Below are 11,433 nucleotides of genomic sequence, written 5' to 3'. Positions count from 1 at the left end.
GCCCGGTCCAGCTGGTCGGCCCGGCCGGACAGCGCGCGGACCCGCTCCTCGTGGGTGCGCACGGCGAGCCGGGCCTCCAGCTCGGCCTGCCGGGCGGCCGAGGCGGCCTCGGCCAGCCGCTGCTGCTCGGCCGGGTCCGGTTCGTCCTCCCCTGCGTCGGCCGACCCCTCGGCCGCGGCGAGACGTTCGGCCAGTTCCTCGGCGGTGGCGAGCAGGTGGGCCAAGCCCTCCTCGGCGCGCGCGGCGGCGGCCGACAGCCGTTCGGCCTCGCCGGCGGCGGCCCGGGCCTGCCCGCCGAGGCGGCCGAGCGCGCCCGCCACCTGCGCCCGTTCCTTCTCCGACTGCCGCCGCTGGACGGCGAGTTGCTCCAGTTCGGCGGCCGACTCCCGGCGCCGCTCGGTGAGTTCGGCCAGGCGTTCGGCCGACTCGGCGCAGCGGACGGCCAGTTCGTCGACCGCCCGGGCCGTCTCGTCCACCGCGGCCTGGGTCTCCAGCAGGCTCGGCGCGCCACCGGAGCCACCGTGGGCGAACCCGGCGCCGAGCCGGTCCCCGTCGGCGGTGACGGCGCTCAGCCGCGGGTGCTCGCCGATCAGCCGGAGGGCGTCGTCGAGGGTGTCGACGATGGCCACCCCGGCCAGCAGGGTCCGCGCGGCGGCGATCAACTCGGCCGGCCCGTCCACCAGTTCGGCGGACCAGCGAGCACCGGCGGGCAACTCCCCCGCCGGGGCGGCCGGTTCGGGCGCCCCCGCGATCAGTAGCGCGGCCCGCCCGGCGTCCTCGGCGCGCAGCAGGCGCAGCGCCGCGACGGCGGAGTCCGGCGAGTCGACGGCCACCGCGTCGGCGGCCGCGCCGAGCGCCGCCGCGACGGCGACCTCGTGGCCCGGTTCGATCCGCAGCAGCGCGGCGGCCGGGCCGAGCAGTCCGGCCAGCCGGTCCCCCGCCGCGAGCAGCGCGCCGCTGCCGTCCTTGCGGCGCAGCCCGAGCGCCAGTGCTTCGTGCCGCGCGGTGAGCCCGGCCCGCTCGCGTTCTGCGGCTCCGGCCGTCTCCCGGGCGGCGGCGAGGTCCAGTTCGAGGGCGGCCAGCCGCTCCCGGGCTTCCTCGTGGGCGGCGTCGGCCCGTTCGTCGTCCCCCGCGAGGCCGTCGACCTGCTCCTGCAACTGCTCGAACTCGCTCCGGGCGGCGTCAGCGCGCAGCATCGCCTCGTCCCTGGCCTCGGCGAGCCGGCCGATCTCGGCCTCGGCCGAAGCCGCCTTCGAGTGGGCCGCCGCCGCCTGGCCCTGCAGCCGGGCCAGCCCCTCCCGGCGGTCCGCGATGGCCCGGGCCGCGTCCCGCAGCCTGCGCTCCTCGGCGGCCAGGTCCCGCTCCAGCTCGCCCTTGCGCTCGACGGCCTCGGCCAGCGCGTACTGGGCCTCCTCCAGCGCCTCGGCCAGCGCGGCCTCCTCCTCGCGGACCTGCTCGGCCTCCCGCTCCAGCTCTTCCGGATCGCGCCCGCGCCGCTCCTCGGCCTGTCCCCCGGCGACGGCGTGCCGGGCCCGGGCCTCGGCCAGTCCGATGGTGCCGCGGGCGCGCTCGGCGAGCGCGGAGAGCCGGTACCAGGTCTGCCGGGCGGTCTCCAGGCTCGGACCGAGCTGTTCGACCTGCGCCTCCAGGACGGCCTCGCGCTGCACCGCGCGGGCCAGCTCCTGTTCGACGGTGGTCCGGCGCAGCCGGAGCGCCAGTTCGTCGGCGATCTCCGCCTCGACGGCCTTGCGGAGGGTGAGCAGGTCGTCGGCGAGCAGCCGCAGCCGGGCGTCGCGCAGGTCGGCCTGGATGCCGGCGGCCCGGCGGGCGATCCTGGCCTGCCGGCCGAGCGGTCCGAGCTGGCGGCGCAGTTCGGCCACCAGGTCCTGGACGCGGTTGAGGTTGGCCTGCATGGCGTCCAGCTTCCGCAGCGCCTTCTCCTTGCGCTTGCGGTGCTTGAGCACGCCGGCCGCCTCCTCGATGAAGGCCCGACGGCCCATCGGGTCGGCGTGCAGGACGGAGTCGAGCTGACCCTGGCCGACGATGACGTGCATCTCGCGGCCGATGCCGGAGTCGGAGAGCAGTTCCTGGATGTCGAGCAGCCGGCAGGTCTGGCCGTTGAGCGCGTACTCGCTGCCGCCGTTGCGGAACATCGTCCGGGTGATGGTCACCTCGGCGTACTCGATGGGCAGCGCGCCGTCGGTGTTGTCGATGGTGAGGCTGACCTCGGCGCGGCCGAGCGGGGCGCGCCCGCTGGTCCCGGCGAAGATGACGTCCTCCATCTTGCCGCCGCGCAGCGACTTGGCGCCCTGCTCGCCCATCACCCAGGACAGCGCGTCGACGACGTTGGACTTGCCGGACCCGTTCGGGCCGACCACGCAGGTGATGCCGGGCTCGAAGCGCAGCGTGGTGCTGGAGGCGAAGGACTTGAACCCGCGCAGCGTCAGACTCTTCAGGTGCACGCGGCCGGTCTCCTCGTCACTCGACAGGCCCTGACAGCGACTGTATCCGGCTCCCGGGCGGGCAACGGCGCCCGGACACGACGAAGGGACGCCACAACCGGGCGTCCCTTGCAAGCTGCGTCCCTTTCGGGGCGGCTCAGTGCACAGCGGCGTCGATCTGCGAGGACCGGGCGGGACTCAGGTGAGAGCCGGCTCCCGCTGATCCAGATCGATGCTGTTGAGCAGCGAGTGCTCGTCAGCGACAGCGGTGAGAGCGTCGTTCTCAGCCTGCATCCGAAGGAGCTCGGACTCCAGGTCCTGGACGCGCTGCTGAAGCCGTCGCATCTCGGAGAGCATTCGCGGGTCGGGGCCGCCGACGTACCCGAGAAGCGCCTTTGCCATGATGAATGGTCCTCCACGCTGAGTGACCGAACCGGAACGGTATGGGTCTAGGGGGAAGGGGGACGCACGCGCGGCGCGCCACCGGCAATGCTGGCTGGACACCACGGCACAACCGTCGTGAGCTGGGCTCACGAGGGCATGCACCTACCGGATAAACGCGGTCGTGTGCGCGGGCTTCAAGCGTCTCACCAAAGACGGAAAGGGTCAACACGATCACCGCACGCTACCGCGCCCCTGTCACCTGCCTGGCGGTGTCGTCACGCCTGGGGGTCTCGGGCCGGGTCCACCACGTGCTCGTGGATCATCGTTCGATGCGGAGTCAACCACGAGTCTGCCCGGATGGCAACCGTATGACACCGCCGGTTGCCGATCTTTTCGGCCGGACCCGGGCGGGGCCCGGGCTCAGCGGATCTCGAAGCCCTCGTAGCCGGCGCCGACGGCGGTCCAGATCTCGGTCACACCGGTCACGCTGCCGGGCGTGTCGGGGCCGCGGAGCAGGGCGAGCAGCAGCTCGCAGTCGGCGGCGAGGCCCTCGGCCACCACCTGGACCCGGCCGTCGCCGAGGTTGCTGGTGTAGCCGGTCAGGCCGATCTCCAGCGCCCGCGCCCTGGCCCACCAGCGGAAGCCGACCTGCTGGACCTTCCCCCGGACCCAGGCGGTCACCCGGATCGGTTCCTCGCTGTGGGCGTCGCGACCGTGCATGCCCCGACCCTAGCCGCCCGCAGGGCCGGTCACAGGTCCACCGGGCCCTCGACCGTCCAGCCCGGGCTGTGCACCTGTGCGTGCAGCTCGCCGCGGTGCGCCTCCCGGCCGCAGGTGCGGCAGACCCAGGCCGGGTCGAAGGCGTGCGGCTCGTGCCCCTCCGGCTCGTGGTCGAAGGTGACCGGCGACTCGGGCAGCAGCCAGCGGTCGCCCCACGCGCGCAGTGCGTGCGCGAGCGGGGCGAGGTCCCGGCCGGCCTCGGTGAGGTGGTACTCGTAGCGCGGCGGCCGCTCGCTGTAGGCGCGCCGCTCGACGATCCCCGCCTCCTCCAGCGCCCGCAGCCGGGCGGTGAGCCGGTCCCGGGGCGCGCCCGTGTTGCGGGCGATCCGGTCGAAGCGGTGGTTGCCGTAGAACAGCTCGCGCACCACCAGCAGGGCCCACTTCTCGCCGACGACGTGCAGCGCCGCCGCCATCGAGCAGGGCCGGCCGGGCAGGGCGGCGGGGGCCGACGGGAGCGGGCCCGGGGTGTCAGGGGTCACAGCGCCAGCGTGCCACACAGGGTTGTGTTCTCAAACCCGAGCCGGACGACACTGCGGCCCCGCCGGAGGATCCGGCGGGGCCGCAGTGTCGTGTGCGTCAGGTCAGCGGGTCACCAGTCGCCACCGCCGCCGCCGAAGTCGCCGCCACCGCCCCAGTCCCCACCGCTGAAGTCAGCGGCGTTGAAGTCCGCCCCGGTGAAGTCGCCGCCCTCGTGCTGGTCCTGGTAGCCGTGGTGGCCGCCACCCTCCATCATCGGCGCCGCGGCGTAGGCAGGGCCGCTGCTCATCATCGAGCCGAGCACGGTGCCCACCAGCAGGCCGGGCAGCAGGCCGCCGCCGAAGCCGCTGTAGTAGCCGCCCGCGTACGGAGCGTAGGCCGGGCCGGCGTTCCAGTACGGCTGCGGGCCGTACTCGGTGTCGACCGTGCGGACGGCCGGGTCGAGGCCGGCGGCGACGCGGTCCGCGTCGGCCTGGCAGACCGGGACGCTGCGGGCGGAGCCGCCCGCCGGGGCCCAGTCGACGTCCTTGACGGAGGGGCCGTGGCGCGGGTCCATGAAGCACGGGGGACGGCGCTCGGGCAGCGGGCGCTTCTCGCGTCGGGCCGCCAGGGTGGCCAGCTGGAAGCGGCCGTCCTCGATCGCCTCGGTGACCTGCTTGACGTCCTCGGGCTTCTTGGCCTCGTCCATCAGCCGCTTGGCCTTCTCGTACGAGTCCAGGGCGTGGCTGTACTCGGTGCGCTGGGCATCGTCGGCGTCGGCCGCACGCGGGTTGAAGTCGAGCCGCTCCAGCTCGACGCCGAAGGCGGTGATGTCCTCGTCCACGACCCGGCGCAGCTGCTCCAGCTCGGCGCGGGCCTGCTCCTCCTTGCGCTTCTTGGCGCGGCGGAAGAGGAAGAAGACACCGGCGCCGGCCAGCGCGAGCAGCACGACCGGGATGACCACCCAGGCGATCGAGGTGCTGTGGTTGACCCCGGTGCCCTTGGTCTGCGGGGCGGCCTGGTCGACGAAGTCGTTCAGGGTGGCGTTGATGTCGCCCTTGTCGGCGCGGGAGACGGCACCGGAGATCCGCTCCGCGGCGCCGACGCCCATGGCGCCGCGGTCGGCGTGGGCCAGGAACCCGCCGGTACCGCGCCAGACGCCGTAGACGCCGTCGATGCCCACCAGAGTGCGCAGATCGGTGAGGATGGTGTCCTTGTTGGCGTTGTCGGGGACGACCGCAATGAAGATCGGCTTGTCGGCCTTCTCGATCTTTTTGGTCAGGGCGTCCGCCTGTGCCTGGCTGAAGCGGTCCAGCATCGTCGGGGCGACGTAGACCTGGCCCTTCTTCAGGGTGGCCGCGGCGTCGCTCAGGCCGCCGGCCGCGGAGGCCACCGGAGCGAACAGCAGCAGCAGTCCGAGCAGCGCCGCCACCAGGGCAAGTGGCCCGGTGCCCCGGGAACGTCGAGCAAGGGTTCTCATAACCCCCGACGCTACCGCGACTCGTGTCAGAGCACGGCATACCCTTCGCATACTGGTAATGACAGAATTCCCCGCCGTCCGCCGGGGCCGCTCCCCTCCTCGGGGATGAGATTTCCCCCGAGTCACCCTGAACCGACGACCGTCGGGAACCGCGGCAGGCGGCCGGACGTACGTCCCGGCAGGCCCGGGGCGGCCGAGGGGGTGTCCCGACCGTATCGTGCGGACGGGCATAGTGGGTCCCGGAACGCTGGTCCCATTACCTGTTCTTGACCCGCGCCCGTTCCCGACCCGCATGTCCTTCCTGACCCCTACTCCCGATCGGAGCGCTCGGTGATCATCGGCCTCGTCACCGCCGTGGCGGCATCCGCCTGCTACGGCACCGGCTCGGTCCTGCAGGCCGTCGGATCCCGCCGGTCCGCCCGCGAGGAGGCCGCCAAGGGCGCCACCACCGCCACCGAGCACGGCGGGCCGAGTCTGTCCTCGACCGCGAAGGCCGCCGTCACCTGGGAGTTCATCCTCGGCTCGGTGCTCGACCTGATCGGCTTCGGGCTCGGCGCGCTGGCCGCCCGGCTGCTGCCGCTCTTCCTCTCCCAGACCATCATCAGCGCCAACCTGGTGATCACCGCGGTGCTGAGCATCAAGCTGCTCGGCATCCGGCTCAAGCAGCTGGAGTGGGCGTCGATCGGCGTGCTCTGCTCGGCGCTGGTGCTGCTGGCCGTCTCGGCCGGCCCGGAGGGCGGCCACCACGCGGACATGTCCTTCCACTGGTGGCTGCTGATCATCACCACCGTGCTGCTGGTCGGCGGCAGCCTGGTGGTGCGGCGGATGGGCTCGAAGGGCGCGATCGTCGCCGGTCTGCTCTCCGGCCTCGGCTTCGGCGGGCTGGGCGTCGGCGTGCGCATCCTGAACGGCGTCGCCCCGTTCGAGCTCGGCCAGCTGCTCTCCGACCCGGCCCTGTACGCGGTCCTGATCGGCGGCCTGGGCGGCATGTACGTGCACACGGTGGCGCTGCAGCTCGGCTCGGTGAACGGCGCGACGGCCGCCCTGGTGGTCGGCGAGACGGTGCTGCCCGGCGTGGTCGGCGTGCTGTGGCTCGGCGACTCCTCCAAGGCCGGCCTGGCCTGGCTCGGCGTCGCCGGCTTCCTGCTCGCGGTGGTGTCCGCCGTGGGCGTCGCCTACTTCGGGCAGGACACCCACGGCGCCCTCGGCGAGGCCGATGCCGACCAGCCCGAACTGGCGCATCACTGAGGCCTGAAGACGGGTTTCAGCCCTCGCTGCGGGCCCGGGGCACGCGCTGGCAGCGGGGGCAGAAGTAGCTGGAGCGGTTCATCCAGGCGGCCCGGCGGATCGGGGTGCCGCAGCGGCGGCAGGGCTCGTGCTCGCGCCCGTAGGCGTCGAGGTCCCGGGAGAAGTAGCCGCTCTCGCCGTTCACGTTGACGTACAGGCTGTCGAAGCTGGTGCCGCCGACGGCCAGCGCCGCCGTCATCACGTCCCGGGCGCCGGCCAGCAGGACGGCGGCCTGCGGGCGGGTGAGGGTGGCGGTCGGACGGTCGTAGTGCAGCCGGGAGCGCCACAGCGCCTCGTCGGCGTAGATGTTGCCGACGCCGCTGATCAGCGTCTGGTCGAGCAGCGCGCGCTTGACGGTGGTGCGCTTGGCCCGCAGCGCGGCCACGAACGCGCCGTCGTCGAAGCGCGGGTCGAGCGGGTCGCGGGCGATGTGCGCGATGGAGACCGGCGTCCCCTCGGGGTCGTTCTCCTCGGCCTCCTCGACGGCGAGGCCGCCGAAGGTCCGCTGGTCGACGAAGCGCAGTTCGCGCCCGCCGTCGGTGAACCGCAGCCGGACGCGCAGGTGCGTCTCGTCGGGCACCGACGGGTCCTGGACGAGGAGTTGGCCGCTCATCCCGAGGTGGCCGATCAGCGAGAACCCCGCCCCCGTACCGGCCAGCGGCAGCCACAGGTACTTGCCGCGGCGCTGCGCGGTGCCGAGCGTGGTGCCGGTCAGCCGGGCGGCGAAGTCGGCCGCGCCGGCGGGCTGGCGGCGCACCGCGCGCGGGTGCAGCACCTGGACGTCGGCGACGGTCCGCCCGGCGACCCAGTTCGCCAGACCACGGCGGACGACCTCGACCTCGGGAAGTTCGGGCACGGGAACAGGCCTCCTGCGGAAAGGGATCAGCAGGAGGAAGGCTACTGCTCGTTCAGGCGCCGGCGGGCAGCCGGTCGGCGTACTTCTCCTTGATCGCCCGCCAGGCGCTCTCGGCGGCCTTCTGCTCGGCTTCCTTCTTCGAGCGGCCGACACCGCTGCCGAAGTCCTCGCCGGCCACCCGGGCCATCGCGGTGAAGGTCTTCTCGTGGTCCGGACCGGACTCCATGACCACGTACTCGGGCACCCCGATGCCCACCGAGGCGGTGAGCTCCTGGAGGGAGGTCTTCCAGTCCAGGCCGGCGCCCAGCTGAGAGGACTCCTCGATCAGCGGGTCGAACAGCCGGTGGACGAACTCGGTGGCGGCGTCCAGACCCTGGTCCAGGTAGACGGCCCCGATGACGGCCTCGACGGTGTCGGCGAGGATCGACGACTTGTCCCGGCCGCCAGTACCTTCCTCGCCCTTGCCGAGGCGGATGAACGCGCCGAGGTCCAGACCCCGGCCGACGTCCGCGAGCGCGCGGGAGTTGACCACCGCGGCGCGCAGCTTGGCGAGCGTGCCCTCCGGCACGTCCGGGTGGACGCGGTAGAGGGTGTCCGTCACCACCAGGCCCAACACCGAGTCGCCGAGGAACTCCAGGCGCTCGTTGGTGGGCAGCCCCCCGTTCTCGTACGCGTACGAGCGGTGGGTCAGGGCACGTACCAGAAGGGCGCGCTCGAGTGTGTACCCGAGGCGCCCTTCCAGGACGTCGTATTCGGTCGAAGCCGGCCCACCGGCCTTGCCACCGCCCGAAGAGGAACCCTTCGGGGCGGAAGACGCCTTGCGGGTGGAGTTACCGTCCGACATCGATCCGTACACCCCGCCGATCAGACCGAGAGGACCTGGCGACGGTTGTACGTGCCGCAGCTCGGGCACGCGATGTGGCCCAGCTTCGGCTCGTGGCAGCGGTCGCACGCCACGAGGGCCGGAACGACGGCCTTCCAGTTGGAACGGCGGTGGCGCGTGTTGCTGCGCGACATCTTCCGCTTCGGAACAGCCACGGCTACTTCTCCTGGTTCTCGGCGAGACCCTCACGGGTGTCGCTGTTCTTGATCCCGTCACCCTCGTCGCCGGGGGCGGCGGAGAGTCCCTGCAGAGCCGCCCACCTGGGGTCGGCGGCGTCGTGGTGGTGCGTCGGGTCGTCGCTCAGGCGCGCTCCGCACTCGGAGCACAGGCCCAGGCAGTCTTCCTGGCACACCGGCTGCAGCGGCAGTGCGAGCACCACCGCGTCACGCAGCACCGGCTGGAGGTCGAAGAAGTCGCCCTCCAGGCGGTAAGTCTCTTCTTCCGAGTCCTCGTCGAGGTCCTCGGCACCGGCGGTCCGGGCGCGGTGGCGCTCGTCGGACTCCGGGTAGTAGTACAGCTCCTGGAAGTCCACGTCGATGTCGTCCTCGACCGGCTCCAGGCACCGGACGCACTCGCCCTCGATGTGGGCCTCGGCGATGCCGGTCACCAGCACGCCCTCGACCACGGACTCCAGACGGAGCTCCAGCCGGATCTCGCTCTTCTCCGGGACACCGATCACGTCGATGATCCCCAGGCCCTCGGGGGCCTCCAGGGTGCGGGACACCTTGCGCATCGAGCCCGGGCGCCGTCCCAGCTCGTGCGTGTCGAACACGAGGGGGTCGCGGTGGTCGAGGCGGTTCAAGGTGTCCTGACTTCCATGGGAATCATCGAGTGCGGTGCCATCGCGCCGATGGCGCGCGGGCAAGCCGACAGTCCGACACGAGATGGCCGGAGTGGTCAGACTACCGGAGTCTCCCGCCAGGCCCAACTTCGGTCCTGTCAGGAGCTCCCACCAGGCCCGCGCGGGCTCGGCTCAGCGGCCGCCCAGCTCCCGGAGCCGGGTCATGTCGATCATGCTGGTGTCGAAGAAGCTGGTCTCGTCCAGGCCCTGCTGCTGCGGCACGGCCGGCGGGAGCGCGGGCTGCTGCGGGTAGGTGTAGGCGTCGTACTGCTGCGCGCCGTAGCCCGGTTGCTGCTGCTGCGGATAGCCGTAGTCCCCGTGCTGCTGCTGGCCCGTGTAGTCCGGCTGGTGCTGCTGCGGGTAGGCGCCGGTGGCGTCCTGCTGCTGGTGGCCCCACTGGGCGGCGTACGGGTCGCCCTGGCCGGCGGGGTCGAAGCCGCCGCCGTACACCTCGGCGTACTGCCCGCCCTGCTGCTGGGCCGTCGCCGCGTACTGGTCCGTGCCGGGGTTCTGCCAGCCGGCCGCGGCCGGGGTCTGCTCCGGCCAGGTCTGCTGCTGCGGCACGTCCTCGCGGTACCAGGCGATGTCGTCGCCGTCGGCGTCGCCGGCGAAGCCCGCGGCCACTGCCTCGGCGCGCTCCTTGGCCTGCTGCGCCTCGTCGGCGGCGGCCAGGTAGGCGCCCAGCTCGTCGATCGGCCGCTTGCCGAGCAGCTTGTCGCGGCCCTTTCCGACGGCCTCCAGCGTCGCGCCGAGGACGTTCTCCAGCGTGGCGAGCTTCACGTCGACGTACTCGTCGACCTCGGGGCTCGGGCTGACCCGCTGCGGCCGGAACTCCTCGCCGTCGGTCTCGCCCTCGTACTCGGTCTCGAAGACGCTGGAGTCGCCGCGCAGCTTGGTCCGGCCGCGGCCGACGGCGCCGAGCGTCTTGGTCAGCACCACCTCGAAGTTGGCGAGCTTGCTGTCCACGTAGTCGTCGGCCTCGGCCCGCTTGGTGTCCACCTCGGCACGCGCCTCGGCGAGGATCCGGTCGGCCTCGGCCTGGGCCCGGCGGACCACCTCGGTGTCGGAGATCAGCGAGCCGCGCTCGGCGTGCGCGCCCTGGATGATCCGCTCGGCCTCGGCCTGAGCACCGGCCACCACCTGCTCGTGGTCGGCCATCATCGACTGGGCCTGGGCCAGTTCGGCCGGCAGCGCCGCCTTCAGGTCGTTGAGCAGGCCGATCAGCTCGGCCCGGTTCACCACGCAGGAGGCCGACATGGGCATCGAGCGGGCGTTCTCGACCGCCGCGACGATCTCGCCGACCTTGTTCTGCACGTCCACGGGGCTTCGTCTTTCCGTGTGCCGCCGACGGTCCGGCGGAGGCAGGCCCGGCGCGATGGACCTCACCGCAGGGCAGGACTACAGACTGTACGGCCACTGCGGGGCGCGGTCACAACGCCCGAGCCTGGCCGGGCCTCCGGGGGATCCCGGCGGCATGGACAAGTCATGACGAACCGGCAGAAACGGGCAGCCTTCCGGCCCCGGCGGCGCTACTGCTGCGCCTTGCGCTCCGCGATCCGCTCGACCAGCCGCTGGTGCACCGTCTCCGGCAGCAGGTGCGAGACGTCCCCGCCGTACGAGGCGACCTCCTTGACCAGCGTCGAGGACAGGAAGCTGTACGTCGGCGAGGTCGGCACGAACAGCGTCTCCACGCCGGTCAGCCCGTGGTTCATCTGGGCCATCTGCAGCTCGTAGTCGAAGTCACTGACCGCGCGCAGGCCCTTGATGATCGCGGGGATGCCGCGCTCCCGGCAGAAGTCCACCAGCAGGCCCTGGTGCGACTCGACCACCACGTTCCCGAAGTCCGCGGTGACCTCCTCGATCAGGCCGATCCGCTCCTCGACGGTGAACATGCCCTGCTTGTTCCGGTTGATCAGGACCGCGACATGCACCACGTCGTACAGCTTCGAGGCCCGCTCGATGATGTCGAGATGGCCGTTGGTGATCGGGTCGAACGAACCGGGGCAGACGGCTCGGCGCATGGCG

Annotated in this window: 12 protein-coding genes; 1 reads left to right on the top strand and 11 read right to left on the bottom strand. The window is 72.6% G+C overall.

The genetic code is table 11. The annotated features are described in order from the left end of the window. The 5 genes from KV557_RS35900 to KV557_RS35880 form a co-directional block, all read right to left on the bottom strand. Window positions 1-2,462, bottom strand: a 2,462-nt coding sequence (locus KV557_RS35900; protein ID WP_218205784.1) for a chromosome segregation SMC family protein, incomplete at its 3' end; no start/stop codon positions are given. Window positions 2,463-2,639: 177 nt separating this feature from the next. Beyond that, window positions 2,640-2,843: a hypothetical protein gene (locus KV557_RS35895; protein ID WP_030243474.1), complete on the bottom strand. Its 204-nt coding sequence runs from the start codon at window positions 2,841-2,843 to the stop codon at window positions 2,640-2,642. Between the two features lie 402 nt (window positions 2,844-3,245). Then, the gene (locus KV557_RS35890) at window positions 3,246-3,545 is read right to left on the bottom strand and encodes an acylphosphatase (protein ID WP_218205783.1); all 300 of its coding nucleotides are present in this window, start codon (window positions 3,543-3,545) and stop codon (window positions 3,246-3,248) included. Between the two features lie 29 nt (window positions 3,546-3,574). Continuing rightward, entirely contained in the window at window positions 3,575-4,018 is a 444-nt protein-coding gene (locus tag KV557_RS35885) for a winged helix-turn-helix transcriptional regulator (protein ID WP_218205787.1), read from the bottom strand. Between the two features lie 176 nt (window positions 4,019-4,194). Further along, window positions 4,195-5,541 (bottom strand): DUF4381 domain-containing protein, encoded by a 1,347-nt coding sequence (locus KV557_RS35880; protein ID WP_218205782.1) that lies wholly within the window; start codon window positions 5,539-5,541, stop codon window positions 4,195-4,197. Between the two features lie 330 nt (window positions 5,542-5,871). On the opposite strand from KV557_RS35880, the gene KV557_RS35875 reads away from it, so the two are divergent. After that, complete coding sequence (locus KV557_RS35875) at window positions 5,872-6,789, top strand: hypothetical protein (RefSeq protein ID WP_218205781.1); 918 nt, start codon at window positions 5,872-5,874, stop codon at window positions 6,787-6,789. Between the two features lie 16 nt (window positions 6,790-6,805). Here the strand turns inward: KV557_RS35875 and mutM are convergent, their stop codons facing one another. The 6 genes from mutM to coaD form a co-directional block, all read right to left on the bottom strand. Beyond that, window positions 6,806-7,684 (bottom strand): bifunctional DNA-formamidopyrimidine glycosylase/DNA-(apurinic or apyrimidinic site) lyase, encoded by an 879-nt coding sequence (gene mutM / locus KV557_RS35870; protein ID WP_218205780.1) that lies wholly within the window; start codon window positions 7,682-7,684, stop codon window positions 6,806-6,808. A gap of 52 nt (window positions 7,685-7,736) precedes the next feature. After that, window positions 7,737-8,528 carry a ribonuclease III gene (rnc, locus tag KV557_RS35865; protein ID WP_218205779.1) on the bottom strand — a complete coding sequence of 264 codons (792 nt, stop codon included), beginning with the start codon at window positions 8,526-8,528 and terminating at the stop codon, window positions 7,737-7,739. Window positions 8,529-8,548: 20 nt separating this feature from the next. Then, a complete protein-coding gene (gene rpmF, locus KV557_RS35860) occupies window positions 8,549-8,722 on the bottom strand; it encodes a 50S ribosomal protein L32 (RefSeq protein WP_030056747.1) in 174 nt (57 codons plus the stop codon). A gap of 2 nt (window positions 8,723-8,724) precedes the next feature. After that, the gene (locus KV557_RS35855) at window positions 8,725-9,369 is read right to left on the bottom strand and encodes a YceD family protein (protein ID WP_218205778.1); all 645 of its coding nucleotides are present in this window, start codon (window positions 9,367-9,369) and stop codon (window positions 8,725-8,727) included. 171 nt (window positions 9,370-9,540) lie between these two features. Further along, complete coding sequence (locus tag KV557_RS35850) at window positions 9,541-10,728, bottom strand: ATP synthase F0 subunit B (RefSeq protein WP_218205777.1); 1,188 nt, start codon at window positions 10,726-10,728, stop codon at window positions 9,541-9,543. A 209-nt stretch (window positions 10,729-10,937) separates the two neighbouring features. Further along, the gene (gene coaD / locus KV557_RS35845) at window positions 10,938-11,429 is read right to left on the bottom strand and encodes a pantetheine-phosphate adenylyltransferase (protein WP_218205776.1); all 492 of its coding nucleotides are present in this window, start codon (window positions 11,427-11,429) and stop codon (window positions 10,938-10,940) included. Window positions 11,430-11,433 lie beyond the last annotated feature (4 nt).

Origin of the sequence: Kitasatospora aureofaciens, from assembly GCF_019192735.1 — a bacterium.
In the GTDB taxonomy this organism is placed as follows: Bacteria; Actinomycetota; Actinomycetes; order Streptomycetales; family Streptomycetaceae; genus Kitasatospora; species Kitasatospora aureofaciens_A.
This window is presented reverse-complemented; position numbering and strand designations above follow the sequence as displayed.